This is a genomic window from Micromonospora craniellae, assembly GCF_014764405.1.
Lineage (GTDB): Bacteria > Actinomycetota > Actinomycetes > Mycobacteriales > Micromonosporaceae > Micromonospora > Micromonospora craniellae.
The window spans coordinates 810,191-835,329 of the sequence record NZ_CP061725.1 but is presented as its reverse complement, the minus strand read 5'-3'; the positions used below and the strand labels follow the sequence as shown (position 1 = coordinate 835,329).

The window sequence follows — 25,139 nt, the reverse complement described above, 5'->3', positions numbered from 1 at the left end:
ATCACCTGAGCGGGTCGCGCGTCACGACCAGAGCGTCCGGCATCCGGAAGGTGAGGTTGTCCGGGTAGCGGGGTGCGCGGAGCACGCGTACCCGGGCCAGCAGCGGGGCGGCCTCGGTCACCACGGTCGCCGCCTCCATCCGGGCGAGCTGGTCGCCCACGCAGCGGTGCACACCCGCGCCGAAGGCCAGGTGCCGGCGTGACCCGCGCTGCCCCGGCCGGAACCCGTCCGGCGACTCCACCACGCCCGGGTCGCGTCCGGCGCGGCCCAGCCAGAGCACCACGCTGGTGCCCGCCGCCACCGCCGTCCCGCCCAGCGTGGTGTCGACGGCGGCGACGCGCCGCCAGGTGACGATCGGCGGTTCCAGCCGCAGCCCCTCCTCGACCACGTCGGCGACCGCCACCGAGCCGTCGCGCAGCCCGGCGAGTACGGCCGGTTCCCCGATCAGCCGGTGCATCAGCAGGGTGAGCAACTGCGACGTGGTCTCCTGGCCGGCGACCAGCAGGAAGAACAGCGCGCCGCCCACCACGTCGGGCGGGTGCCCGGCGTCCCGCAGCGACGCGGCGAGGCCGCCGCCGGTGGCCGCGAACTCGCGCAGTACCCGGTGGAAGCGACCCACCTCGACGGCCAGGGCCTGCTGTCGGTCGGCGTCCAGCGGTGCCCAGAACAGCTCCAGCGCGGCGCGGGCGAACTCCTTCACCGCCGCCACCGGCGCGTCGGGCAGTTCGACCAGCCGGGCCAGGACCAGCAGCGGCAGGTCCGCGGCGAGCCCGGCGTGCAGGTCGACGGGTACGCCCTCGTCCAGCGCGGCGTCCAGGCCGGCCACCCGCCGACGGACCAGCGCGGCGAGCCAGTCCCGCTGGTCGGCCACCCGCCTCGGGTGCAGCGCGTCGGCGACCAGCGCGCGGATCTCCGGGTGGTCGGCGCCGCCGTTGTTGGCCAGCGTGGGCGGCAACCGGAACCGGTGCGCGGCGAGGACCCGCAGCGCGGCCACCGGGATCGGGGTCACCGCGTCCAGGGCGTTGTCCGGCCGGTACGTCACCTGGTCGGTCAGCACCTGCCGCACCAACGCGTGCCGGGTCACCAGCAGGTGTACGCCGCCGACGTGGTCGACGACCCGGGCCACGTCGGCACCGGCCCCGGCGCTTCCGGTCGCCTCCGGGGCCTGCTCCCAGGCGCGGAACAGCACCGCGTCACGCTAGCGGGCCGCCGAGGGCCGTCCCGCGCGCAGCCGCCACACCGTGGTGCGCTTCACCCGTACGCTCTCCAGCGCCTCGCTGACCGGCACGTCGTAGGCGGCCAGTTCGTCGAAGCGATCCTTGGGCAGGAAGGCCCGTCCGGGATCGCCGACCAGCACGGTGGCGCCGGACCGGGTGGCGCGCAGCAGGAACCGCAGCACCCGGTTGGCCATCGCCTCGCTGTAGAACACGTCCCCGGCGAGGACCACCTCGGCGTCCCCGGCGTCCCGATCGAGGACGTCGCCGAGTTCGGCGTCGACGCGTACGCCGTTGGCCTCGGCGTTGAGCGCGACCGCCGCGACGGCCAGTTCGTCGACCTCCACCGCGCGCACGGCGGCGGCGCCGGCCCGGGCGGCGGCGATGGCCACCAGGCCGGAGCCGGAGGCCAGGTCGAGGACCCGCCGGCCGGCGACGAGCGCCGGATGATCGGTGACGTACCGGGCGAGGCCCTGGCCGCCGGCCCAGGCGAAGGCCCAGAACGGCGGTGGCCGGTCGCTGCGGAACTCGCCCTCGGTCAGCTCCCACAGGCCGATCGGCTCGTCCGCCTGGTGCAGCCGCACCTCGGGTACGAAGGCGACGGGGCCGAGCCGGGCGTGCAGTTGGACGAAAGCGGTGGAGAGCGCGGACACCCGCTGATTGTCCATCGTGACCCTGTTCGGCGTGTCGCGGGTGTCGGGTGATCAGTTCAATACCGTGCGTGAAAAGGGGCATCTTGCTTCACACCACGTGCGAACACGCCCGTCTACCGGCTGGCGTCCGGCCCTCATAGCGTGGCCGATGGAGGCGACCAACAGGAGGACGGATCGTGAGAAGGCTGTGGCGGAACACGCTACGGATCGGGGTGGTACTGGCCTGCGTCACCGGGGTGCACCTGGCCATGTCCGCGCCGGCGCAGGCGGCGTTCGCCACCGAACTCGGCGGCCTGCCGGACCGGTTCACCGCCGGTGGGCGGGTGGAGACGGTCTCCGCCGTGGTGTCCCGCTCGGACCAGGGCGGCTGCATCAAGGTGCGTTGGTCGATGGTGGTCGGTGTGCAGGGCGTGCGGCTGGACCAGGTGCGGATCGACCGGATCGAGGAGAACGGTTCGTTCCCGGTGCAGGTGCGGACCGAGGGCAACGCGGCCCGGTTGACCGACCGGCAGCTCGACCCGGGCACGCTCTGCCCGGGGCGTACGGTGACCGCGCAGTACCGGATCTCGTTCGCCCGGGACGCCGACCAGGGGCAGGTGCGGCTCGCCGTCGAGGCGTACGACCAGAACCTGCGGTTGCTGTCCCGCCAGACGGCGAACCGCGACGTGGTCGGCCGAGGGGCGGCCCGCCCCTCGGTGGCGCCCACCCCGATCGAGGTGACGCCGACGGAGTCGCCCCGGGAGTTGGAGCCGCAGCCGACGGAGGACCCGCCGGAGGAGGGGCCGGGGGAGAGGGTCGATGCCGGTGCCGCCGGGGGCGGTGCCGACGCGCCGGACGCGGGGGCCGCCGGCAACGTCTCGCAGACCGGGGCCGGGCTCGGCCTGACCGAGGTCGCCTTCCTGCTCGGCGGGCTGTTGCTGTTCCTCGGGGTGGGCCTGCTGATGCGGCTGCGGCAGTTGACCAAGGATCCGGAACCGGTTCCGGCCGACGGCGTCTCGGTGGCCGCCGCGGACCGTTGGGAGCGGCAACCCGGGCCACGCCAGCGATGGCGCACGGTACCCCGTGACGGTGGTCGGCTGGGCTGACCGTCCGCGTACTTCACACACCGGGGGTGCGGGCGGCGCGGGTGATCCCGCGCCGGCCGCCGTACGTGTCGGGCCGGGTCGCGGTGGTGCGGGCGGTCGGGCGTGCCGTCACGGGGCCCAGCCGGGATAGCGGCCGAACGCGGCGATCAGCCGGTCCTGCTCGTCGGCCTGCGCCGGGACGCCGACCCGGTCGTGCACCAGCCCGTCGCGTCGGTAGTCACCGACCGTGCCGGTGAACCAGCGCGCACACTCGGCGACCGCGTCGGCGTCCATCCTCGGGTCGGCGCCGATCGCCACCGCCAGGTCCCACCCGTGCACGAGATGCTCGGCGAGCAGTTGGTGCAGGTACTCCTCGGCGGGGGTGTCGCCGGCCGAGAGGTGCACGGTGCGGGCCAGCGCCCCGGGGGAGGCGGCGGCCAACTCGGCCTGTGCCGCCGTGTCGCGTGCCGCCCCGACCGGGTCGTCGCCGAGCTGGTCGCCGGTGGGCGACCGCTACGACGTACATCTCGAGCAGGTCCATGGCGTCATTGTCGTCGCCGCCGGGCGGTTCCGGCGGCCGTTCGCCCGGCGTCGGACCTCGGCCGTCGGGTCGTCGCCCCGGTGCGGACTCAGTCGAGCTGCGCGGGGTCGAGACCCAGTTCGCGGGCGGTCACCAGGCGGACCCACTCGGCGAACTGCCGCCGGGAGATCACCCGGTCGTGCACGGCGAGCTGGACCGCCAGGCCGTCCATGACCGCGTTGATCCGCCAGGCCGCGCCGGCCGGGTCGGCACACTCGAAGACGCCCTCACGGACCCCGTCGGAGATCACGGTGGCGAGGTCCTGTCGCCAGCGCAGGTCGAGCTTGCGGGAGACCTTCTCCAACTCCGGGGTACGCAGCGACTCCGACCAGCCGTCGATCCACATGGACCAGGAGGTGGGCCGGCCGGCGGGCGTGTAGAGCCGCAGGATGCGGCGCAGCTTGGTCAGCGGCGGGGCGCTCGACCGGGTCACCGTGTCCAGTCGGGCCAGATCCTGCTCGACCGCGTACGCGAAGGCCTGGGCGAGCAGCCGTTCCTTGGTGGCGAAGTGGTAGAAGACCAGGGCCTGGCTCACCCCGGCGGCCTGCGCCACGTCCGCCGTTCGGGTGTTCGCCAGCCCACGCTGCACGATCACGTCACAAGCGGTGCGCAGCAGGGCATCCAGGCGGATCTCGGCCGCACGTCTCGTCACGCCCGTCACCGTAGCCCATCGGGGCGCACACGGCGTGTCACCAAACCCCTGGTGATCCGCCTTGCGACAGTCGGAACCCGGACACTCGCGACTTCGGTCGTGGGCGCGCCCGGGAGAGGTCGGACGCACGCCGGAAAACCGGACGCGCCGGGTGGACCCCGATTTGGCAACCGTTCCACCGCTCGGCTAAAGTTCTCATCCGTCACCGGAAAACCGGAGACGTGCGGACGTAGCGCAGCTGGTAGCGCATCACCTTGCCAAGGTGAGGGTCGCGGGTTCGAATCCCGTCGTCCGCTCGGAGCTGCCGCCACGCGTGACGGGGGCAACCTCGGTGGGGTGGCCGAGAGGCGAGGCAACGGCCTGCAAAGCCGTGTACGCGGGTTCAAATCCCGTCCCCACCTCGGTGTAACAACAGCACGGGCGATTGGCGCAGTGGGAGCGCGCTTCCTTGACACGGAAGAGGTCACTGGTTCAAACCCAGTATCGCCCACCATCGATAGTCGCAAATCGGGCGGCCCGCTATCAGAACCTGATAGCGGGCCGATTGATCTTTCAGGTGCCGGCGCGACAACAGCCACCATCACGATGACCGCCCCCACCGGGCCCTCGGCGACCGATCAGCTCCGTCTGCCGCCGACCCGCCCGCCGGACGCCGGTCACAGCGGCGGCGCGACGTCCCGGCGCTCCTCGACCCGGCGGTACTCGGCCGGCTGCTCGGCGGCGACCACCTGACGGCGGCGTCCCCAGAGCAGGGTGGTCATGATCAGACCGAGTACGCCGGCGCCCATCAGGATCCAGCCGACCACGTCCAGGTCGAGACCACCGATGCTGGCGTTGACCGCGAAGGCGAGGATCGCGCCGAGCGCGAGCAGAAAAACACTTGTTCCGATACCCATGACAGCCTCCTTCTCTCAAGGGGCGCGATGTGCTGTCGTGTGAGGTCTGTACCCCGGCGGTGACCGGCACAATCACTCCGGGAAGTGGGGTGGCTGGTCGGGCGATCTTGTCATCGGGTAGAGTTGGCCCGTCCTCGGCACTCGACGGGGGCACGCGGACGTAGCGCAGCTGGTAGCGCATCACCTTGCCAAGGTGAGGGTCGCGGGTTCGAATCCCGTCGTCCGCTCGCAGTCTGCCGCACTCTCGGGTGCCGGCGGTCTCCACGGGCGATTGGCGCAGTGGGAGCGCGCTTCCTTGACACGGAAGAGGTCACTGGTTCAAACCCAGTATCGCCCACCACCACGTAGCGCTGAGGCGCTAGGTGTCACCCGTCGTCCGATCCGGTCACGCCGTCAGTGACGGCCGCTGCTGTCGGGCAGGGCGAAGCGCCATCCTGCGGTACGCGCCGACGGCACGAAGCGATCGACGGCGTCGACGGTCTGGCTGCGGTCTCCGCCGCCGTCGTGCAGCAGCACCACCGCGCCGGGTACGGTGCCGTCGGTGAGTCGCCGCAGCAGTTCGTCGGTGCCGGGTGGCTCCCAGTCGGTGACGGCGAGCCGCCAGCCCATCGGCCGCATCCCGAGCGCGGCGGCCACGGTGGGGGTCTGGCCCCAGGCGCCGTACGGGGCGCGGAAGTAGCCGACCCGGGCGTACGGCACGGCCTGCCGGATCACCGCGTTGGTCTGCAACAGGTCCGAGGCGATGCGGCCGGCGGCCCAGGTGCTCATGTCGTCGTGCCGCATGCTGTGGTTACCGAGCGCGTGACCGGCGGCGGTGATCCGGCGGACCAGGTCGGGGTGCTTGACGACCTGGCTGCCCTGCAGGAAGAAGATCGCCCGGACATCGTGGGCTGCCAGCACGTCGAGCAGGCGCGGGGTGTGGACCGGGTGTGGTCCGTCGTCGAAGGTGAGGCAGAGGACCTGCCCGGTGTCGATCACCTCGACCGGGCGTGCCGGTGGGGGCCCGATGCCCAGCCGGAGCGTGACGGCGGGGTAGGGGGTGTGCCGAGGCTGGGTGGACGGTGGCATCACCGGTGGCCTTCCGACGGGGGTGGTGCGGCGAGTAGGTCGGGTGGGGCGCGGACCCGCCCCACCCGGCACGGCGACGATGCTGCGGTGGCGATGCGGTCGTTCCGGGAGCGTCCGGTAACTTGGTCGAAACGTTACGGCCATCGATGCCGCGGCGTCAACCGTCGATACGTCCAACTCTCGACATGTTGCCTGCTGGCAGCCCTGGAAAGCGATATCGAGAACTTTCCGGACAGCCCGCCGATCAGTGTTCCAGGTAGGTGGCGTGCCGGCTGTCGAAGGTCACCCGCAGGCCGACCCCGTCCCAGTAGCCGCCCTTGAAGCTGGCCACGTCGATGTAGACGAGGAGGGACAGTACGCTGCGCTCCTTCAGAATTTGATCCCGGTGAATTTCCGGAAGTGTGCTGCGGGAACCGCCAGGATTCGGCTCACGGTTGCCCGGACTGTCCGCTTGAGACAGCCCTCTTGACCGCGTACGGCGACGCGTCGTAACGTGCCGGCCATCACGGCGAAAATACCGGCAACGGGTTGAAAACTTTCGGGGTGCCTTCGTGCCCTGTCGCCGATCGTGGTGTCGCGATGCCTACCCCACAGGTTGTCGAAGGGATACAGATGACAGCACCCGTCTCCCGTAGGTCACTGCTCGGTCTGGCCGGTCTCGGCACCGGCGCGTTCCTGCTCGGAGGGTGCGGCGGGGGTGAGTCCGACAGCCCCGGCAGCCCGCAGACGATCAACTGGTGGCACATCCAGAACACCGAGCCGATGCTGCCGGTCTGGGCCGACATGGCACGGCTGTACTCTGGCCGGCACCCGAATGTCACGATCGAGATCGAGCCGCTGGAGAACGAGATCTTCAAGGCCGAGTTGGCCGAGATCACCAAGCAGGGCGCGCCACCGGACCTGTTCCAGTCGTGGGGCGGCGGCCTGTTGCGTCAGCAGGTGGAGGCGGGCCTGGTCAAGGACATCACCGCCGAGGTGGAGCCGTGGATCGGGCAGTTGCTGCCGGCCGCGTTGCAGCCCTACACGATCGACGGACGGATCTACGGCATCCCGTTCGACGTCGGCATGACCGGCTTCTGGTACAACCGGGACCACTTCTCCGACGCCGGCATCACCTCGCCGCCGACCACCTGGACCGGGCTGCTGGAGGCGGTGGGCAAGCTCAAGGCGCGTGGCATCACCCCCATCGCGCTCGCCGGCAAGGACAAGTGGCCGGGGCACTTCTACTGGGCGTACCTGGCGATGCGCGTCGGTGGCCTGGAGGCCCTGCGCCGCGCAGGTGAGACCGGCAACTTCGACACCCCGGATTTCGTGACCGCGGGTGAGCGCCTCCAGGAGCTGGTCGATCTCAGGCCGTTCCAGCGGAACTGGCGGAACGCGGAGTACGGCACGGAGGACGGCCAGGGCGCGACGATGGGCAACGGCGATGCCGCGATGGAGCTGATGGGCCAGTGGGCGCCCTCGATCCAGGCGTCGTCGTCGAAGAGCAAGCGCGGCATCGGCAACCAGCTCGGCTTCTTCACCTTCCCGACCGTGGAGGGCGGCAAGGGCGACGCCACCGACGCGTTCGGCGGCGGCAACGGCTTCGCGGTCGGCCGTGACGCGCCGCCCGCGACGGTGGACTTCCTGCGCTCGCTGCTGCGGTCGGACAATCAGCGTCGGGCCGCCGAGACCGGGGCCGTGCTCCCCACCAACCTGGCTGCCGTGGGCCGGATCAAGGACCCGAACAACCAGGTGGTGGCGGCGCACCTGGCCGTCGCGAGCGGTTTCCAGCTCTACCTCGACCAGGCGTACCCGCCGGCGGTCGGTCAGCAGGTCAACGACAGCGTCGCCGAGCTGATGGTCGGCCGCAAACGGCCGGATCAGATCGTCAGGGACATCACCGCGGTGGCAAAGAGCCAGCAGTGACGTTCCCGTCGGCGGTGTCCCCGGGCGAGCGAGGAGATGGAGGCGCCGCGTGGCTGCCAACGACAATCGCACAGTGACCATCGCAGCGATCGCCCGCCTGGCCGGGGTGTCGGTGCCGACGGTGTCGCGGGTGATCAACGGGCGTTCGGATGTGGCGCCGCAGACGCGTCAGCGGGTGGAGGAGTTGCTGACGCGGCATGGGTATCGGCGGCGTCCGCCGAGCATGCGGGCGAGTTCGGGGTTGGTGGATCTGGTTTTCAATGATCTGGACAGCCCGTGGGCGGTGGAGATCATTCGGGGTGTGGAGGACGTCGCGCACGCTGCCGGGGTCGGCACCGTGGTCTCCGCCATCCACCGCCGTACCTCCTCGGCGAAGCAGTGGCTCGACAACATCAGGACCCGCTCCACCGAGGGGGTCATCTTCGTGACCTCCACGCTGGAAGCGCCGCAGCAGGCCGAGTTGCGCCGCCTCAACATCCCGGTGGTGATCGTCGACCCGGCCGGTGTCCCCGCCCAGGACGCGCCGATGATCGGTGCCACCAACTGGGCCGGCAGCCTGCGGGCCACCGAGTACCTGATCGGGCTGGGGCACCGGCGGATCGGGTTCATCGCCGGGCCGCCGCAGTTGATGTGCAGCCGGGCCCGGATGGACGGCTACCGGGCGGCGCTGGAGACGGCCGGCATACCCGTCGACGACCGGCTGATCCAGGCCGGCAACTTCTATCACGAGGCCGGATTCTCCGGCGGGGTGCGGTTGCTGGGGTTGGTCGATCCGCCGACGGCGATCTTCGCGTCCAGTGACCAGATGGCGTTGGGGGTGTACGAGGCGGTCCGGCAGCGGGGGCTTCGGGTGCCTGACGACGTCAGTGTGGTGGGTTTCGACGATCTGCCGGAGGTGCGCTGGTCCTCACCCCCGTTGACCACGGTGCGTCAGCCGTTGGCGGAGATGGGGATGCTGGCGGCGCGTACGGTGCTGCGGTTGGCCAAGGGGGAGAAGGTGGAGAGTCCCCGGATCGAGTTGGCCACCGAACTGGTCGTCCGGGACAGCGCGGCGGCGCCGAGGAGCTGACCACCCTACGGCCCGGCGGATCTGTCCCACCTCCCGGTATGCGCGTGAAAATTCCGGCACTAGGGTGGGGGTTGTCGGCTGCCTCGCCGGGGTGGGTCGCCGTACCGGGTTGGGTGGGTGGAGCTGTGGTTGCCAGAGAGACCCGCAGGGTCACCATTTCGGCGATCGCCGATCTGGCCGGGGTGTCGGTGCCGACGGTGTCGCGGGTGATCAACGGGCGTTCGGATGTGGCGCCGCAGACGCGTCAGCGGGTGGAGGAGTTGCTGACGCGGCATGGGTATCGGCGGCGTCCGCCGAGCATGCGGGCGAGTTCGGGGTTGGTGGATCTGGTTTTCAATGATCTGGACAGCCCGTGGGCGGTGGAGATCATTCGGGGTGTGGAGGACGTCGCGCACGCTGCCGGGGTCGGCACCGTGGTCTCCGCCATCCACCGGCAGACGGCCCCCGCCGAGCAGTGGCTCAACGGCCTGCGTGGACGGGGCACCGAGGGCGTCATCTTCGTGCTCTCGATGGTGGAGGCCCCGATGCGGGCCGAGTTGCGGCGGATGGACGTCCCGGTGGTGATCGTGGACGCCGACGGCCTGCCGCCGCAGGATGCGCCCACGGTCGGCGCCACCAACTGGGCGGGTGGTCTGCGGGCCACCGAGTACCTGATCGGGCTGGGGCACCGGCGGATCGGGTTCATCGCCGGGCCGCCGCAGTTGATGTGCAGCCGGGCCCGGATGGACGGCTACCGGGCGGCGCTGGAGGCCGCCGGGCTGGTCTTCGACGACGCGCTGGTCCGCCCGGGCGACTTCTATCACGAGTCCGGTTTCGTCGGCGGAACCCGCCTGTTGGGGTTGGTCGATCCGCCGACGGCGATCTTCGCGTCCAGTGACCAGATGGCGTTGGGGGTGTACGAGGCGGTCCGGCAGCGGGGGCTTCGGGTGCCTGACGACGTCAGTGTGGTGGGTTTCGACGATCTGCCGGAGGTGCGCTGGTCCTCACCGCCGATGACCACGGTGCGTCAGCCGTTGGCGGAGATGGGGATGCTGGCGGCGCGTACGGTGCTGCGGTTGGCCAAGGGGGAGAAGGTGGAGAGTCCCCGGATCGAGTTGGCCACCGAACTGGTCGTCCGGGACAGCGCCGCCGCGCCCGCCACCGGATGAGGTACCGATACATTTCCGGAAGTCATTGACGCGCGTCTCGGTCCGGGACGACGATTTAGCGTGCCAACCTTCGATGAAGGAGCCGGCCAGGGGTGCCCGCCGTGCCCGCGGCATCACCCTGCCGAAGCCCGTGCCCGGCGCACGCCGCAGGCGTACGCCGGGCACGGCACTGACCGGCTTCTGCCCAGGGCAGATCTGCTCAGGGTGAACGAGGCCCCTCGCCGCGCCTGACACACGGCAGGGTGGACCGCATGAGAATGCCGACACCTGGGCGTGGCTGCGCCGGGTCGGTGAGGTGCCCGGCCGGGCGGGTCGGCCGGCCCGGGAGCCGGTGGGACTCGACCCGGCCGGGAGTCCGCCCTGCTCGCCGAGTTGACCACCGGCCATCCGGTTCCGCCGGCCCGCTGAGTACCACCGCAGCCCACCACGCCGGGCCTGCGGGCGCGCCGGTCAGCCCAGGCGCACCGGCAGGTCCAGCGCCTCGTCGACAGGGCGGCGCGGAGTGGGCCGGCCGGGACGGCCAAACCCGATCCGCATCACCATCTGCGGGGTGCCGAACCGCCCCAACGACATCCGGAGCTGCTCGCGGGCCGAGGGCACCTCGATCGGCTGGGACAGCATCGACACCGACAGCCCGGAGTCGGTCGCGGTGAGCAGCACCCGCTGCAACGCCTGCCCGGCGACGACCTGGTCGACGGCGGTGTTGCCGGCCGAACCGAGCACCGCCACCAGCGGCTCCGGCTCGAAGTCGCGGCCGGGTGCGCGTTGGGCGACGCCGAAGCCGCGCGACGGCAGCAGGTCCTGCGGTTCGGCCTGCGGCCCGCCGACGGCGGCCGGTACCCCGTCGGGCGCGGGCTCGGCGCGTACCCAGGCGACGCGTTCGGCCCGGTAGGCGGGGTCGCGTTCGAGGACGCGGTGCGCGCCGCGGGCGATCTCGGCGAAGGCGGTGACCGCGCTCACCCCGATCAGCAGTTCCAGCCAGCAATGCTCGGCGCGGGCCGCCTCGCCGAGACGCCAGCGGGTGTCGGCGGGTACCGGGTCGGGCCAGAACGGGGCGCGGTTGCTGTGCCGGCGGCGAATCGCCGCGTGCAGGTTCTGTTCGGTCGGTGTGGGGCGGCGCGGCAGGTCCGGCACCAGCCGGGCCAGCACACTCGGTTCCGCCGGGTACGGCCGAAGCCGGACGCCGGCCGGGGTGCCGGCCACCGCCAGCGCCAGCCGCAGGTTGAACAGTGCCGCGCCACCGGCGACCCGGGCGCCCCAGCCGCTCGGGTCGGTGGCGGGCAGCCGCCGCTGCGGGTCGAGTAGCACCTCGATCCCGCCGTCGCGCAGCCGGAACCGCCAGGGCTGGACGTTGTGCAGGGAGGGTGCGCGCACCGCGTCGGCCGCGGCGACGCGAAGCTGCTCGACGGTGTAGCCGGTCTCCATGGTCCTGCCCCCTCACGCTCGCCGGTACCTCCCTACGGTGCGCCTCGGGGACCCCCGCCCAGCAGGGCCACACGTCCCGAACCTCCGGGACACCCCGCCCCCACCCCGGTTCTCCGGGCGGCGCGGTACGGGACCTTCGGCCCGTGCATACGGTGGGGGGAACGGGTAGAAACGAGGGATGATCCGGGTGTTCCTGCTCGACGACCACGAGGTCGTCCGTCGTGGCCTTGCCGACCTGCTCCAGGCCAGCGGCGACATAGAGGTGGTCGGCGAGTCCGGCTCCGCCCCGGAGGCCGCCCGCCGGATCCCGGCCCTGCGGCCCGACGTGGCGATCCTCGACGCCCGCCTGCCCGACGGCAACGGCATCGACGTCTGCCGGGACGTGCGGGCCGTGGACTCCTCGATCAAGGGCCTGATCCTCACCTCGTACGAGGACGACGAGGCGCTGTTCGCGGCGATCATGGCCGGTGCCTCGGGGTACGTGCTCAAGCAGATCCGCGGCACCGACCTGGTCGACGCGGTACGCCGGGTGGCGGCCGGGCAGTCGCTGCTCGACCCGGCGATCACCACCCGCGTGCTGGACCGCATCCGCAGCGGCGTGGAGCAGCCGCGCGAGTTGCAGTCCCTGACCGAGCAGGAACGGCGGATCCTGGAGTACGTCGCCGAGGGGCTGACCAACCGGGAGATCGCCGGCAAGATGTTCCTGGCCGAGAAGACGGTCAAGAACTACGTCTCCAGCGTGCTGGCCAAGCTCGGCCTGGAACGGCGTACCCAGGCCGCCGTGCTCGCCACCCGCCTGCTCGGCAAGCCCCGCTGACCGTACACGCCACCCCGCCGGTCAGTCCCGCAGCGGGATCGACCAGCGCAGTTCGGTGCCGTGCGGACGGGCCGGACGCACCTCGAAGGTACCGTCGTGGCGCTCCGCGCGCTCGCGCAGGTTCACCAGGCCGCCCCGGGCGGCGGCCGGGTCGCACCCCACCCCGTCGTCGGTGACCACCACGGTCACCCGGCCGCCGTCGACCCGCACCGACACCGTCACCGCCGACGCCTCGGCGTGGCGTACCGCGTTGGACAGGGCCTCGCGGAGCACGGCGGTGAGATCGGGGCGGACCGCGTCCGGGACGGCGCTGTCGACCGGGCCGGTCAGGTCCAGCCGGGGACGGAAGCCCAACGACTCGGCGGCCACCTCCACCGCCTCCCGGATCTCGGTACGCAGCGCCGCGCTCACCGGGCTGCGCAGCTCGAAGATGGTGCGGCGGATGTCGGAGATGGTGGCGTCCAGGTCGTCGACCGCCGCGTTGAGCCGTTTGGTGAGTTCGGGCCGTGCGGCCAGCGGCACCGCGCTCTGCAGGTGCAGGCCGGTGGCGAACAACCGCTGGATGACCACGTCGTGCAGGTCCCGGGCGATGCGTTCGCGGTCCTCCAGGACCACCAACTGCTCGCGTTCCTCCTGGCCGCGTGCGCGTTCCATGGCCAGCGCGGCCTGCCCGGCGAAGCTGCCGAGCAGCGCCACGTCCTCGTCGGTGGCGCCACCGTGCTCGGCCGTGTGCGCGATGACCAGGACGCCGTGCAGGGTGTCGGCGGTGGCCAGCGGCGAGATCACCGCCGGCCCGGTGTGCAGCACCGCCGGCCAGGGAGCGGCGTGGGCGAGGTCGTCCACCGAGTCGTGGCGGCCCTCCGCGATCGGACCGGCGAAACTGGTGTCCGCCGCCGGCAGCACCGTGCCGACCAGCGCGCGGGCCTGAGCGCCGGCGCCGTCGACCACCTCCACCGTGAAGTGGTCGGCCTCGTCGTCGTAGAGCAGCACCAGGGCCAGTTCAGCCTCGGCGACCTCGCGGGCCCGCCGGGCCACCAGCGTCAGCGCGTCGGTGCGGCGTACCTCGCCGAGCAGCAGCGAGGTGATCTCGGCGGTGGCGGCGAGCCAGCGTTCCCGCCGGTGCGCCAGCGCGTACAGCCGGGCGTTCTCGATCGCCACCCCGGCCGCGGCGGCGAGCGCCACGACGATCTCCTCGTCGTCCTCGGTGAACTGCGCGCCGCCCTGCTTCTCGGCCAGGTAGAGGTTGCCGAAGACCTGGTCGCGGATGCGCACCGGCACACCGAGGAAGGTGTGCATCGGCGGGTGGTGCGGCGGGAACCCGTAGGAGCGCGGGTGCTGGGTGATGTCCGGCATCCGCAGCGGCCTCGGGTCGTCGATCAGCAGGCCGAGTACGCCCCGGCCGTGCGGCAGGTCTCCGATCTCGGCGTGCGTTTCGGGGGAGATGCCGTGGACGATGAAGTCGTGCAGCATCCGGTCGGCGCCGATCACGCCGAGCGCGCCGTACCGGGCGCCGGCCAGGTCGCAGGCGGACTGCACGATCCGTTGCAGGGTGCTGCGCAGGTCCAGGTCCCTGCCGATGCCGACCACCGCGTCGAGCAGGGCCCGCAGCCGTTCCCGGCTGGTCATCACCTCCCCGACGCGGTCCAGCATCTCCTGGAGCAGTTCGTCCAGGTGGACGCGGGAGAGCGGACTGAGCCCGAGGGAGGGCGGCTCGTGCCGGGGGTGAGGTTCGCCGACGGTCACCCGGCGATGCTAACCGGTCGGCGGCGGGCGGAGAACGCCCGCCGGACCTCGGCTCACCCCGCCGTCCCCTCGACGGCGGACAGGTCCACCACCTGCGCGCGGTCCAGTCGCGGCGTGTGCGGCGGACCGGCGTGCGCCGGGTCCGCGACCCCGAGACGCAGGACGAGGTACGGGTTACCGAGCCCGGCCAGCACCCCGCGTAGGACCTGCCGGGTCGCCGGCACCTCCACCACCCCGCTCAGCGGCACCACCGAGACACCCAGCCGGGTGGCGGTCAGCCAGGCGGCCGAGAGCGACTCACCGGCCCGCAGCCAGTCCACCGGCTCGTCCTGGTCGCCGTGCAGCACCCCGTACGATGCGGCCCGGTCGTGCCCCGGCCCCACCGGCAACGTCCCCAGGCGGCCGAAGTCCCGGCCCGGCACCGTGGTCTGCGCCGCCTCCTCGGGCAGCACCTCGGCGGTCAACCCGGTCCCGGCGGCCCGGCTGGTCCAGTAGTCCAACTCCTCGCGCAGCCGGGAGTCGTCCGCCTCGACGGTGGCGGCGCGCGAGGCGGCGGCGGCCAGCTCCAGCACCTGGTCCCGGTCGAGGATCTCCAACCGGGTGCCCTCCCGATGGGCGGCGGTGCCGACCGCGTCCAGTCGTTCGTCGCCGACCGGCTCGTCACTGACCGGTCGCCGGTCGGTGTGCCGGACCTGCATGCACTGCACCGTGCGCATCGCGTCCGGGTCGGCCTTGCTGGGACGCAGGTCGGTCAGCCGGGCGAGCAGGTCCGGCTCCGCCGGGTCGGGCATCCGCCGCACGGTCGCCGTCCAGCCCTCGGCGGCCAGCGCCAGCCGGGCGTGGTGCAGCGCCGCCCCGCAGCTCAGCCGGGCCAGGTCGCCCTCCGGGTCGGTCGCGGTCAACTGGGGGTCGCGGACCATCCGCAGTTCCAGCGAGTCGGGCAGTACCCGCCAGCGCCACGGCTGCGCGTTGTGCACCGACGGCGCCCGCCCGGCCATCGTGGCGGCCTCCGCGAGTGCGGTGGGCAGCGGGCGATGCGGGGCCGGCGTCTGGTGGCTCATCCTCACGACCTTTCGTCTCTGCTCATCGTGCCGCACCTCGGTTCGCAGGGTCCGCTCGGGTTCATCGTCAGCGTTCCCGGACGACCGCCACCGGGCAGTGCGCGTGCTGGATGAGCTGTTGGCTGACCGAGCCGAGCAGCATGCCGCGCAGACCACCCCGGCCCCGGGTGCCGACCACCACCAGTTGCGCCTGGCGGCTGGAATCGATCAGCAGGGCGGCCGGTGCGGCGGTGGCCGTCTGCACGCTGATCTCGACGTCGGGGAACCTCTCCTGCCAACGGCGCAGCGCCTCGTCCAGCTCCGCGCGGCCCTCGGCCAGCGCCGCGTCGCGGGCCTGCTCACCGGTGAGGTTCCAGTGCTCGCGTCCGGGCTGCCAGGCGCGTACCACCTGCAGCGGCACCCTCCGCAGGGCCGCCTGCTCGACGGCGAAGCCGAGGGCCACCAGGGAGGGTTCTGAGCCGTCCACACCGGCCGTGATGTGCCCGGCGCGCGCGGCCTCGGCGGTGTCCCGGCGGACCACCACCACCGGGCAGTGCGCATGCGCGGTGACGCTGACCGCCGTCGAGCCGGCGAGCAGGCCGGTGAAGCCACCGTGTCCCCGGCCGCCCAGTACCAGCAGGCCGGCCTCCGCCGAGCTCTCCTCCAGCACCAGGGCCGGCGGGCCGTCGCGCACCTCACCGCGTACGGTCAGCTCGGGGTTGGCGGCGGCGGCGTCCGCCGCAGCCTTGTTGACCAGCTCCTCGACCTGCTGCCGGGCCTGTTCGTCGGGCCACATCCCGGGCGTGACGCCGGGCCCGACCCAGCCGGCCACGGTGAGCCACTCGAAGACGTACGCCAGCCGGATCGGCCGGCCGTCCCGGCGCGCCTGTTCCAGCGCCCAGTCCAGGGCCGCCGCCGCGTCCGGCGAGCCGTCATAGCCCACCACGATCTCGGCGTCGCTCGTACTCCTGGTCATCGCTGCGTCCTCCTCAGGGGTTGGTCGGGTCGGTCTCGCGGACCCAGCGCCACTGCGCCACCCGGGGGTCGTCCTCGCCGTACCGGCGGGTGTGGTCGCGGGCCGCGTCGCGGGCGTCGGTCATCTCCTGCCGCAGGTACGCGACCCGGTCGCCGAGCCCGGGCACCCGGTCGATCACGTCGATGACCAGGTGGAACCGGTCCAGGTCGTTGAGCATCACCATGTCGAACGGCGTGGTGGTGGTGCCCTCCTCCTTGTACCCGCGCACGTGCAGATTGTGGTGGTTGGTGCGGCGGTAGGTGAGCCGGTGGATCAGCCACGGGTAGCCGTGGTACGCGAAGATGATCGGCTTGTCGCGGGTGAACAGCGTGTCGAACGCGGAGTCCGGCAGGCCGTGCGGGTGCTCGCTCGACGGCTGGAGCCGCATCAGGTCGACCACGTTGATCACGCGTACCTTGAGGTCGGGCAGGTGCCGGCGCAGCAGGTCCGCCGCCGCCAGGGTCTCCAGCGTCGGCACGTCACCGGCGCAGGCGAGGACCACGTCCGGCTCGCTGCCGCCGTCGGTGCTGGCCCAGTCCCAGATGCCCACCCCGCGTCGGCAGTGCTGGACGGCCTCGTCCATGGTCAGCCAGTTCGGCGCGGTCTGCTTGCCGGCCACCACCACGTTGACGTAGTGCCGGCTGCGCAGGCAGTGGTCCATGGTGGAGAGCAGGGTGTTCGCGTCCGGGGGCAGGTAGACCCGGACGACCTCGGCCTTCTTGTTCATCACGTGGTCGATGAAGCCCGGGTCCTGGTGCGAGAAGCCGTTGTGGTCCTGCCGCCAGACGTGGCTGGAGAGCAGGTAGTTCAGCGACGCCACCGGCATCCGCCAGGGGATGTCCCGGGTCACCTTCAACCACTTCGCGTGCTGGTTGACCATCGAGTCGACGATGTGGATGAACGCCTCGTAGCTGGTGAAGAGGCCGTGCCGGCCGGTCAGCAGGTAGCCCTCCAGCCAGCCCTGGCACAGGTGCTCGGAGAGGACCTCCATCACCCGCCCGTCGGGGGAGAGATGGTCGTCGCCGGGCACGGTGGTGGCCATCCAGGCCCGGTCGGTGACCTCGAAGGCCGCCTGGAGCCGGTTGGAGGCGACCTCGTCCGGCCCGAACAGCCGGAAGGTCTGCGGGTTCGCGGCGATCACGTCCCGGATCCATCCGCCCAGTTCCCCCGTGGCGCCGGTGGCCGTGGCGCCGGGCCGGGGCACGTCCACGGCGTAGTCGCGGAAGTCCGGCAGGACCAGGTCACGCAGCACCGTCCCGCCGTTGGTGACCGGGTTGGCGCTCATCCGCCGGTCACCGGTGGGCGGCAGGGCGGCCAGTTCGGCGACCGGGGCGCCGGTGGCGTCGAACAGCTCCTCCGGCCGGTAGCTGCGCAGCCAGCGTTCCAGCTCGGCCAGGTGCTCCGGATTGCTGCGGACGTTCGACAACGGCACCTGGTGGGCGTGGTAGGTACCCTCGACCTGCTTGCCGTCGACCTCGCGCGGACCGGTCCACCCCTTCGGCGTACGCAGGACGATCATCGGCCAGCGCGGACGCTCGCTGGTGGCACCGGAGCGGGCCCGGCGCTGGATCTCGGCGATCTCGTCCAGCGCCCGGTCCAGGGTGCCGGCGAGCGCCTCGTGCACGGCGGCGGGCTCGTCACCGGCCACCACGTACGGCTGGTAGCCGTAGCCACGCAGCATGGCGAGCAGGTCGGACTCGGGGATCCGGTCCAGTACCGTCGGATTGGCGATCTTGTAGCCGTTGAGGTGCAGGATGGGCAGCACCGCGCCGTCCCGGGCGGGGTTGAGGAACACGGTGGACAGCCAGCTCCCGGCCAGCGGGCCGGTCTCCGCCTCGCCGTCGCCGACGACACAGGCCACCAGCAGATCGGGGTGGTCGAACGCGGCGCCGTAGGCGTGGCTGAGCGCGTACCCGAGCTCGCCGCCCTCGTGGATCGAGCCCGGCACCTCCGCCGCCACGTGGCTGGGGATGCCGCCGGGGAAGGAGAACTGCCGGAACAGCCGGGCCATGCCGGCCTCGTCGCGGCCGACGCCCGGGTACCGCTCGCTCCAGGTGCCCTCCAACCAGGTGTTCGCGACGATCGCCGGGCCGCCGTGGCCGGGGCCGGTGACGAAGAGGGCCGACAGGTCCCGGGCGACGATCGCCCGGTTGAGGTGGGCGTAGATCAGGTTGAGGCCGGGCGAGGTGCCCCAGTGCCCGAGCAGTCGGGGCTTGACGTGCTCAGCGGTCAGTGGTTCGCGGAGCAGGGGATTGTCGAGCAGATAGATCTGCCCGACGCTCAGGTAGTTCGCGGCCCGCCAGTAGGCGTCCAGGCGGCGCAGTTCCTCATCGGTCAGGGTGCTCGGGATGTCCACGGCCGTGTCCATACTGCTTGAGCCTCTCGCGGGTCGGTGGATTCTGCATCCGCAGCGCGGGTTTCCTGCCTCCAGCTTCGCGGGATCGGCGGGCGTGGGTCAGGGCCGTTGGTCCCGCCCGCCCGGGTGCCCCGGCCCGTCGTCGGTGGGCGGGCCGGTCACGCCGCGCACCACCAGCACCGGGGCCGGGGCGTGGTAGAGCAGCGACTGGCTGACCGCGCCGAGCATGCCGCGCCACGATTCGTCGCCCCGTGCGGCGACCACCACCAGTTGCGCGGCGCGCGACTGCTCGATCAGCACCTCACCCGGTTCGCCCCGCAGGACGCGGCACTCCACCGCGACGTCGGGGTACGCGCCACGGTGTCGGGCCACCAGGGCGGCGAGTCGGTCGGTGGCCTCGCCCACCGCCGCGTCGGACTCGACCACCCAGACCGCCAGCAGGTGCGAGCGGTGTCGGCCCGCGCATGCGTAGGCCCAGGCCAGGGTGATCTCGGCGGAGGCCGAGCCGTCCACGCCGACCAGCACCGGCCCGGCCGGCGGGGGCTCCTGCCGGGCGACCAGCACCGGGCACTCGGCGCGGGCGGCCACCTGGACGGCAGGAGTGTCGGCCGGGATGCAGCGGTCGCAGTGGGCCATGCCGCCGTCGCCGACGGCCACCAGGAAGGCCGCCTCGGACTTACGCACCAGGGTGGCCACCGCCGCGCCCTCGATGATCTCGGTGCTGACCGGGACGCCCGGTTCGCTCTGGTTGGCCGCCCCGGTCGCCCCGGCGAGAAGCTCCTCGGCGTGCGAGCGGGACGCGGTGACCGCGGGTGCCTCCAGCGCGGCCCAGTTGAAGGCGTGCAGCAGGTGCAACGCGCGACCGTGGGCGGCGGCCACCCGCGCGGCGGTCCGGGCCACCGGCAGCGCGTCGTCCGGACCGACGCCGACCAGGACCGGTGCCTCGCTGCCCGGGGCCATCCGCCATCACCCCCGCAGCTGCGCTCGGCCTGCTGTCGAGGCTAGTCGCGCCGGTGCGGCCCGGGGGCGTGATCGCCGGACGGCCGCCCTGGTCAGGGTGCCGGCCGGGCCCGGAGCACGACCGCGCTGGCATTGTCTGCCCCACCGGCGTCCAGCGAGGCGTCCAGCAGGGTCGCGACCGCGTCCGCCAGGTCGGGGCGGACCAGGGCGTCCCGCATCCCGTGGTAGTTCACCTGGTCACTCACCCCGTCGGTGCAGAGCAGCCAGGTGTCGCCGGGGCGCAGGGTCACGGCCAGCAGGTCGGCCTCGGGCGCGGCCGGATGGCCGGCGTAGCGGGTGAGCTGGTAGCGGGCCCGGGCGGCGGCGGCCGAGCCGATCGGGTACCAGCCGTGCAGCACGCCCAGCCAGGCCACCGTGTGGTCGGTGGTGACCAGTTCCAGCAGGTCGTCGCGGAGCCGGTAGGCGCGCGAGTCTCCCAGCTGGACCACCCAGCCCTGCCCACCGGCTGGCTCGACGACCAGGCCGGTCAGGGTGCACCCGGTCAGCTGGGCGCGTTCCGTCCCGGCCTCGCGTACGGCGGTCTGGGCCGCTGCGGCGGCGGTGCGCAACAGGTCCGCCCCGACCTCGGGCCACCCGGCGCGGACCTGGGCGGCGAACGTCGGTACGGCGGCGGCACCGGCACGGCGGCTGCCCTCGCCGTCGCCCATGCCGTCGGCCACCACCGCGTAGGGCAGCGCGGGATCGACGTGCAGCACGTCGTAGTTCTCGCGGTAGCGGTTGCCGACCACGCTGCCGCCGGCCACCTCCAGCGTCAGGTCGGCGAGCGCGAAGCGCCGCACCTCGTCTCTGGCGACCCGGCTCACTCGACCTCCGACCGACGACCGGCGGGGCGGCTCCCGCGCGGCCCTGACCCTAGCGGAGGAGGGCACGCGCTGGTGCTCACCGAGGCCGGGCCGGACCTGGCCGACGTACGCCACCGGGCGGAGACCGCTCTGCGGGCCGCCGCCTGAGCCGCGACGCCACAGGTCGGCGGCACACCCGCCGGGTGGGTGAACCTGGTCACCCGGCGTGGGGTCGCCGAACCGCCTACCGTGCCGCACACTGACGCCGTGGAAGCTGGACGGCAGGGACGGTCGCTGCGCAGCGCGGTCGTGGTGAACCCGGTCAAGGTCGACGATCTCGATGCTTTTCGCCGTACCGTCGTCGACGCGCTGGCCGTCGCCGGCTGGCCCGAGCCGTTGTGGCTGGAGACCGCCGTCGACGACCCCGGTCGCGGCCAGACCGAGCAGGCCCTGGCCGACGGCGTCGACGTGGTCTTCGCCTGCGGCGGCGACGGCACCGTGATGGCCTGCGTGAGCGCCCTGGTCGGCACCGACGTGGCGCTCGCTGTGCTTCCCCAGGGCACCGGCAACCTGCTCGCCGCCAACCTGGGTCTCTCCAACGACCTGGCCGCCGGGATCGAGGTGGCCGTCGAGCGCGGTCGGCGGCTGCTCGACGTCGGCGAGGTGGACGGGCAGCACTTCGCGGTGATGGCCGGCATGGGCTTCGACGCCCAGATGCTGGAGGCCACCAGCGAGACGACCAAGCGGCGCATCGGCTGGCCGGCGTACGTCGTGGGCGCCGCCCGGCACCTGCGGGACCGGCCGATGAGGGTGTGGATCTCGCTGGACGACCAGCCGCCGCTGCGTCGCCGCGCCCGCTCGGTGCTGGTCGCCAACGTCGGCCGGCTCCAGGGCGGGGTACGCCTGCTCACCGAGGCCGAACCCGACGACGGCTACCTGGACGTCGCCGTGCTCACCCCGCACACGCTGCGGCACTGGCTCTCCCTCGGCTGGGCGGTGATACGCCGCCGTGACCGGGTGCCAAGGATGGAGGTCTTCCGCGCCCGTCGGGTGACGATCACCAGTAACCGGGCCCAGCCCCGCGAACTCGACGGCGACCTGATCGAGCCCGGCCGCGAGCTGAGCGTACGGATCCGCCGACGGGCCCTGTGGCTATGCGTACCGCAGCCGGACCGCACACCCGACCTGGCCGAGGACGCGTCCGCCGCCGCCGAGCGGGGTGAGCGGCTCATCGAGGAGGGCCGGGGGGAGTAGCACCAAGATGGCGGCTGGCGTGCGGCGCGCTGACCGGCATGATGGCGTTGCTGCTCTGGGCAAACCTCACCGGCATGGCGCTGTTCGGCCGACTCGCCTTCGCCGCCCAACTGGAGGCGGTCCGCATCGGCGTGTCCGGGCCCGCCAAGCCGGACCTGTGGGAGCCGGACAACCCGCGAGCGGGCCTGCTCGACACCGGTGAGATGACCGCGCTGTAGCGCCCCGTCGGGTGTAGGGGCGCATCGACGCGGGTACAGCGCCACGCCAGAAGGCGCCGCCGTACGGCGCCACCTGGCGAAGGAGGCTGCCGTGGGAGCGGTCAGGGACGTACTGCGACGACCCCTCGGTCACTTCACCGAACGTACCCTCGCCGGGCTGCTGCTCGTCCTCGGTGCCGGGGTCGGCTTCGGGCTGCTGCTGGTGCTGGTCCGCGTCCAGTGGTCCCCGCTGTACGACGTGGACCACGGCGTGGCGAGCTGGCTCAACGAGCAGGTGTCGCAGGTCGGTCCGCTGGTGACGGTGCTCAACGCCATCACCGACCTCGGCGGCCGACCGGTGATCGTCTGGCTCGTCACCGTGGCCGTGGTCGGGCTGCTGATCCGCCGGCAGGGGCGGCTCGCGGTCTTCCTGATCGTCACCGGTGCGGGCGCGCTGATCCTCGACCCGTCGCTCAAGACGCTCGTCGACCGGCTGCGCCCCGAGGTGGACGTGCCCATCGGCACGTACGCCGGGCAGAGCTTCCCCAGCGGCCACGCGCTCGGGTCGATGGTCGCCTACGGCGCGCTGCTGCTGGTGTTCCTGCCGGCCATGGCGCCCCGCTGGCGTAAGCCGGCGATCGCCCTGGTCGCCACCGTGGTGGTCCTGATCGGATTCACCCGGGTCGCGCTCGGCGTGCACTTCCTCTCCGACGTGCTCGGTGCCTGGCTGCTCGGCGCGGCCTGGCTCGGCGTCACCGCGTACGCCTTCCGGCTGTGGCGGCTGGAACGCGGCCGGCCGGCTGCCCCGCTGACCGAGGGCCTGGAACCGGAGGCGGCACACGAGGTGGCCCCCGCTCCGGACGAGGAGAAGCTGCTGCCGCACGCGCGCGCCGGCATCGCCGAGATCGTGGTCGGCTGGGTGCTGGTCTTCGGCGCGCTCTACGCCTTCGGCATGTTCGTCAGCTACTACGCCGACGGCACCTTCCTGGCCCGGCTCGACGAGACCGTGCCGCGCTGGTTCGCCGAGCACGGCACCCCGTTCCTGGACGAGGTAAGCTGGTGGTGGAGCAAGGTCGGCGACACCCACGCCATCCTGCTCATCTCGATGGTCTTCTGCCCGCTGGTGCTGGCGATCTGGCGACGCTGGCGGCCGGTGCTCTTCGTGGCGCTGACCATGATCGGCGAGCTGACGCTCTTCCTCGCCTCCGCCGCCGCCGTGGACCGGCCGCGCCCGCCGGTGGAGAACCTGGACGGCCCGATGCCGACGTCCTCCTTCCCGTCCGGCCACATCGCGGCCACGCTCTGCCTGTGGGTGGCGATCGCCGTGGTGATGCTGCCGCGTACCGACCGGTGGTGGCGGTGGCTGTTCGTGGCCGCGGCGGTGATCATGCCGGTCGGCGTGGCGGTCTCCCGGATGTACCGGGGCATGCACCACCCGACCGACTTCATGGGCGCGATCATGCTGACCACACTCTGGATCGGGTTGCTCTACTGGGTGGTGCGCCCCAACGAGGACGTGCGGGCCGGCAACCGGCCGGAGATCGAGGCGGAGGACGTGGACACCCTCGACGACGAGCTGGCCAAGGCCGGTCGGCCGGGCTGAGGCGACCGTGCTGCGGGTGATGACCTGGAACATCCGCAACGGCGGGCAGGACCGGGGCGGCCCGGACCGGCGCGCCCTGCTGGCCCGGGTCGTCGCCGCGCACCGGCCGGACGTCCTCGCCCTCCAGGAGTTGCGCGGCCTCGACGTGGCCCGCTTCGCGGCGGACGCCGGCCTGACACCCCACCTGGCCCGGTCGCCCTTCGGCCAGCCGGTCGCGATACTCGTGCACCCGCGCTGGCCGACCCGGGCGGCCGGGCCGGTCCGTCGCCCGTTCCACCACGCGGCGCAGCGCGTGACCCTGGGCACCGACGCCGGGCCGCTCGTGGTCCTGAACACCCATTTCTATCCGTACCGTGGCGGACGGCGACTCGTGGAGGCCCGCTGGGCGGCCACCGCGTTGCGCCGGGCCCGCACCGCCCTCGCCCTGCTCGCCGGGGACCTGAACACCCTCGCCCCGTACGCCGACCACGCCGCCAGCCTGGAGCGGCTGACACCGGCGTACCGTCGCCGGCACCTGCGCCGCGACGGACGGAGAGTGGACACGCGGGCGGTGGCCCGGCTACTCGACGCCGGCCTGGTCGACCTGGCCGCCACCGCCGGCCCGACCGTGCCCACCGCACACGGCTGCACACCGGAGTTCGCCGACATGCGCCTGGACTACCTGCTGGCCACCCCCGCCCTGGCCGCCCACCTCGTCGACACCCACGTGATCCGCACCCCCGACACTTACCAAGCCTCCGACCACCACCCCCTCCAGGCCACCTTCACCCTCACCCACCCGCTCTGACCCACCCGCTCTTACCCGCGTTGATCAAGGAGTTTTGGTCACGGAGGAGGAGGGCGGAGGGCGCAAACTCCTTGGTCAACTCCAGTGGGCACGCAGCCGAGGCCGCCGCCCGCCGGTCGGAGCTCCGTGTTGCCGCGCTTGGCTGATCACACCCGGCCGCTCACAGGTCGCGGAGCCGGGGCAGCAACTGCTCCTGCGCCCAGTCCAGGAACATCGGTTGACTGCCGCCGCCGACCTGGACCAGCGCCACGTGCGTGAAGCCGGTGTCGGGCGGTTCGGCGTTGACCTTCCAGCCGAGTCCGAACCAGCGGAACTGGTCGTGCGCGATCGTGCGGCATTCGGCCTCGTCCGGTCCGTAGCAGATGGCCACCTGACCGTAGCGGGGTCGCCCGGCGCCGCCGGCCTCCTCGTACATCTCGTGCCGTTGCTGCACGTGCGGCCAGGCTCCCACCACGTGCTCGTTGAGGTTCTCCCCGGCACCGAGGCCGAGGGTGAACCGCCCGTCGGAGAGGAGTCCGACGGTGGCGGCCTTCTGCGCCACGACCGCCGGGTGGTAGCGGCGGATCGGGCAGGTCACGAACGACATCAGCTCCGCGCGGGAGGTGGCGTGGGCGACTGCGCCCAGCACCGACCAGGCGTACGGCGAGTGGCCCTGCGACTCCAGCCAGGGGTAGTAGTGGTCGGCGGGTAGCCGGACCTGGTGAGGTCAACCCTCATCGACGCTTGACGGGCTCTCCGGAGGCTGCATACCGTTGCCTGAACCGGTTCAGACACCGGCGTGGCGCCCATCCTGTGGTGGGGATGGCCCGCCCGTGGCGGCTCGGCTTCTCGTGGGCCGTCACGGGTCG

20 protein-coding genes, 5 tRNA genes and 3 pseudogenes are annotated in these 25,139 nt (G+C 72.6%); 14 read left to right on the top strand and 14 right to left on the bottom strand.

The window, feature by feature from the left end:
- Nucleotide 1 precedes the first annotated feature (1 nt).
- Nucleotides 2–1,189: a cytochrome P450 gene (locus tag ID554_RS03820; protein ID WP_117226533.1), complete on the bottom strand. Its 1,188-nt coding sequence runs from the start codon at nt 1,187–1,189 to the stop codon at nt 2–4.
- A 9-nt stretch (nt 1,190–1,198) separates the two neighbouring features.
- Nucleotides 1,199–1,867, bottom strand: coding sequence for a class I SAM-dependent methyltransferase (locus ID554_RS03815; RefSeq protein WP_117226781.1), 669 nt, complete (start codon nt 1,865–1,867; stop codon nt 1,199–1,201).
- Nucleotides 1,868–2,043: 176 nt separating this feature from the next.
- On the opposite strand from ID554_RS03815, the gene ID554_RS03810 reads away from it, so the two are divergent.
- Nucleotides 2,044–2,952, top strand: coding sequence for a hypothetical protein (locus tag ID554_RS03810; RefSeq protein ID WP_191088708.1), 909 nt, complete (start codon nt 2,044–2,046; stop codon nt 2,950–2,952).
- Nucleotides 2,953–3,060: 108 nt separating this feature from the next.
- On the opposite strand, the pseudogene ID554_RS03805 reads toward ID554_RS03810, so the two are convergent.
- A pseudogene (locus ID554_RS03805) lies at nt 3,061–3,384 on the bottom strand (TIGR03086 family metal-binding protein); the annotation flags it as partial.
- Nucleotides 3,385–3,560: 176 nt separating this feature from the next.
- Nucleotides 3,561–4,163: a TetR/AcrR family transcriptional regulator gene (locus tag ID554_RS03800; RefSeq protein WP_117226531.1), complete on the bottom strand. Its 603-nt coding sequence runs from the start codon at nt 4,161–4,163 to the stop codon at nt 3,561–3,563.
- A 223-nt stretch (nt 4,164–4,386) separates the two neighbouring features.
- On the opposite strand from ID554_RS03800, the gene ID554_RS03795 reads away from it, so the two are divergent.
- From ID554_RS03795 to ID554_RS03785, 3 genes are all read left to right on the top strand, one after another.
- Nucleotides 4,387–4,459, top strand: a tRNA-Gly gene (locus tag ID554_RS03795).
- A gap of 34 nt (nt 4,460–4,493) precedes the next feature.
- Nucleotides 4,494–4,564, top strand: a tRNA-Cys gene (locus ID554_RS03790).
- A 17-nt stretch (nt 4,565–4,581) separates the two neighbouring features.
- A tRNA-Val gene (locus ID554_RS03785) sits at nt 4,582–4,656 on the top strand.
- Between the two features lie 163 nt (nt 4,657–4,819).
- Here the strand turns inward: ID554_RS03785 and ID554_RS03780 are convergent.
- On the bottom strand, nt 4,820–5,059 hold the full coding sequence (locus tag ID554_RS03780; protein WP_117226530.1) for a DUF6458 family protein: 240 nt from the start codon (nt 5,057–5,059) through the stop codon (nt 4,820–4,822).
- Between the two features lie 154 nt (nt 5,060–5,213).
- Between ID554_RS03780 and ID554_RS03775 the strand changes: the two genes are divergently transcribed.
- Nucleotides 5,214–5,286, top strand: a tRNA-Gly gene (locus ID554_RS03775).
- Nucleotides 5,287–5,324: 38 nt separating this feature from the next.
- Nucleotides 5,325–5,399, top strand: a tRNA-Val gene (locus ID554_RS03770).
- A gap of 53 nt (nt 5,400–5,452) precedes the next feature.
- Here ID554_RS03770 and ID554_RS03765 read toward each other — a convergent pair.
- Nucleotides 5,453–6,127 carry a polysaccharide deacetylase family protein gene (locus ID554_RS03765; RefSeq protein WP_117226529.1) on the bottom strand — a complete coding sequence of 225 codons (675 nt, stop codon included), beginning with the start codon at nt 6,125–6,127 and terminating at the stop codon, nt 5,453–5,455.
- Nucleotides 6,128–6,739: 612 nt separating this feature from the next.
- Between ID554_RS03765 and ID554_RS03760 the strand changes: the two genes are divergently transcribed.
- The 3 genes from ID554_RS03760 (at nt 6,740) to ID554_RS03750 (ending at nt 10,252) form a co-directional block, all read left to right on the top strand.
- Nucleotides 6,740–8,035, top strand: a complete 1,296-nt coding sequence (locus ID554_RS03760; protein ID WP_117226528.1) for an extracellular solute-binding protein — start codon at nt 6,740–6,742, stop codon at nt 8,033–8,035.
- Between the two features lie 49 nt (nt 8,036–8,084).
- The gene (locus tag ID554_RS03755) at nt 8,085–9,104 is read left to right on the top strand and encodes a LacI family DNA-binding transcriptional regulator (protein ID WP_117226527.1); all 1,020 of its coding nucleotides are present in this window, start codon (nt 8,085–8,087) and stop codon (nt 9,102–9,104) included.
- A gap of 125 nt (nt 9,105–9,229) precedes the next feature.
- The gene (locus ID554_RS03750) at nt 9,230–10,252 is read left to right on the top strand and encodes a LacI family DNA-binding transcriptional regulator (RefSeq protein ID WP_117226526.1); all 1,023 of its coding nucleotides are present in this window, start codon (nt 9,230–9,232) and stop codon (nt 10,250–10,252) included.
- A gap of 450 nt (nt 10,253–10,702) precedes the next feature.
- On the opposite strand, the gene ID554_RS03745 is transcribed toward ID554_RS03750, so the two are convergent.
- Nucleotides 10,703–11,677 (bottom strand): Acg family FMN-binding oxidoreductase, encoded by a 975-nt coding sequence (locus ID554_RS03745; RefSeq protein ID WP_117226525.1) that lies wholly within the window; start codon nt 11,675–11,677, stop codon nt 10,703–10,705.
- A gap of 178 nt (nt 11,678–11,855) precedes the next feature.
- Here ID554_RS03745 and ID554_RS03740 point away from each other — a divergent pair, with 178 nt between their 5' ends.
- Complete coding sequence (locus tag ID554_RS03740; protein ID WP_117226524.1) at nt 11,856–12,494, top strand: response regulator; 639 nt, start codon at nt 11,856–11,858, stop codon at nt 12,492–12,494.
- A 21-nt stretch (nt 12,495–12,515) separates the two neighbouring features.
- On the opposite strand, the gene ID554_RS03735 is transcribed toward ID554_RS03740, so the two are convergent.
- The 6 genes from ID554_RS03735 to ID554_RS03710 all read right to left on the bottom strand — a co-directional run bounded on the left by ID554_RS03735 (nt 12,516) and on the right by ID554_RS03710 (nt 20,471).
- Entirely contained in the window at nt 12,516–14,144 is a 1,629-nt protein-coding gene (locus ID554_RS03735) for a sensor histidine kinase (RefSeq protein WP_191088857.1), read from the bottom strand.
- Between the two features lie 146 nt (nt 14,145–14,290).
- The gene (locus ID554_RS03730; protein WP_117226522.1) at nt 14,291–15,298 is read right to left on the bottom strand and encodes an Acg family FMN-binding oxidoreductase; all 1,008 of its coding nucleotides are present in this window, start codon (nt 15,296–15,298) and stop codon (nt 14,291–14,293) included.
- A gap of 67 nt (nt 15,299–15,365) precedes the next feature.
- The gene (locus tag ID554_RS03725; protein ID WP_117226521.1) at nt 15,366–16,253 is read right to left on the bottom strand and encodes a universal stress protein; all 888 of its coding nucleotides are present in this window, start codon (nt 16,251–16,253) and stop codon (nt 15,366–15,368) included.
- 13 nt (nt 16,254–16,266) lie between these two features.
- Nucleotides 16,267–18,660: a phosphoketolase family protein gene (locus ID554_RS03720; protein ID WP_117226520.1), complete on the bottom strand. Its 2,394-nt coding sequence runs from the start codon at nt 18,658–18,660 to the stop codon at nt 16,267–16,269.
- Between the two features lie 87 nt (nt 18,661–18,747).
- A complete protein-coding gene (locus ID554_RS03715) occupies nt 18,748–19,608 on the bottom strand; it encodes a universal stress protein (RefSeq protein WP_117226519.1) in 861 nt (286 codons plus the stop codon).
- Between the two features lie 92 nt (nt 19,609–19,700).
- Nucleotides 19,701–20,471 carry a PP2C family protein-serine/threonine phosphatase gene (locus tag ID554_RS03710; RefSeq protein WP_117226518.1) on the bottom strand — a complete coding sequence of 257 codons (771 nt, stop codon included), beginning with the start codon at nt 20,469–20,471 and terminating at the stop codon, nt 19,701–19,703.
- Nucleotides 20,472–20,717: 246 nt separating this feature from the next.
- Here ID554_RS03710 and ID554_RS03705 point away from each other — a divergent pair, with 246 nt between their 5' ends.
- From ID554_RS03705 to ID554_RS03690, 4 genes and pseudogenes are all read left to right on the top strand, one after another.
- Entirely contained in the window at nt 20,718–21,704 is a 987-nt protein-coding gene (locus ID554_RS03705) for a diacylglycerol/lipid kinase family protein (protein WP_223884427.1), read from the top strand.
- Nucleotides 21,705–21,727: 23 nt separating this feature from the next.
- Nucleotides 21,728–21,922: pseudogene (locus ID554_RS03700) on the top strand (hypothetical protein); the annotation flags it as partial.
- Between the two features lie 91 nt (nt 21,923–22,013).
- Nucleotides 22,014–23,504, top strand: a complete 1,491-nt coding sequence (locus ID554_RS03695; protein WP_117226517.1) for a phosphatase PAP2 family protein — start codon at nt 22,014–22,016, stop codon at nt 23,502–23,504.
- 19 nt (nt 23,505–23,523) lie between these two features.
- Nucleotides 23,524–24,291 (top strand): endonuclease/exonuclease/phosphatase family protein, encoded by a 768-nt coding sequence (locus ID554_RS03690; protein WP_223884620.1) that lies wholly within the window; start codon nt 23,524–23,526, stop codon nt 24,289–24,291.
- Between the two features lie 160 nt (nt 24,292–24,451).
- Here ID554_RS03690 and ID554_RS03685 read toward each other — a convergent pair.
- Nucleotides 24,452–24,976: pseudogene (locus ID554_RS03685) on the bottom strand (LLM class flavin-dependent oxidoreductase); the annotation flags it as partial.
- Between the last annotated feature and the right edge of the window lie 163 nt (nt 24,977–25,139).

Coding starts and splice junctions, on each gene's coding strand:
- ID554_RS03715 (WP_117226519.1), bottom strand. CDS start 19,608: ATGGCCCCGGGCAGCGAGGCACCGGTCCTGGTCGGCGTCGGTCCGGAC.
- ID554_RS03780 (WP_117226530.1), bottom strand. CDS start 5,059: ATGGGTATCGGAACAAGTGTTTTTCTGCTCGCGCTCGGCGCGATCCTC.
- ID554_RS03740 (WP_117226524.1), top strand. CDS start 11,856: ATGATCCGGGTGTTCCTGCTCGACGACCACGAGGTCGTCCGTCGTGGC.
- ID554_RS03720 (WP_117226520.1), bottom strand. CDS start 18,660: ATGGACACGGCCGTGGACATCCCGAGCACCCTGACCGATGAGGAACTG.
- ID554_RS03735 (WP_191088857.1), bottom strand. CDS start 14,144: ATGCTGGACCGCGTCGGGGAGGTGATGACCAGCCGGGAACGGCTGCGG.
- ID554_RS03725 (WP_117226521.1), bottom strand. CDS start 16,253: ATGACCAGGAGTACGAGCGACGCCGAGATCGTGGTGGGCTATGACGGC.
- ID554_RS03745 (WP_117226525.1), bottom strand. CDS start 11,677: ATGGAGACCGGCTACACCGTCGAGCAGCTTCGCGTCGCCGCGGCCGAC.
- ID554_RS03765 (WP_117226529.1), bottom strand. CDS start 6,127: ATGCCACCGTCCACCCAGCCTCGGCACACCCCCTACCCCGCCGTCACG.
- ID554_RS03760 (WP_117226528.1), top strand. CDS start 6,740: ATGACAGCACCCGTCTCCCGTAGGTCACTGCTCGGTCTGGCCGGTCTC.
- ID554_RS03730 (WP_117226522.1), bottom strand. CDS start 15,298: ATGAGCCACCAGACGCCGGCCCCGCATCGCCCGCTGCCCACCGCACTC.
- ID554_RS03690 (WP_223884620.1), top strand. CDS start 23,524: ATGACCTGGAACATCCGCAACGGCGGGCAGGACCGGGGCGGCCCGGAC.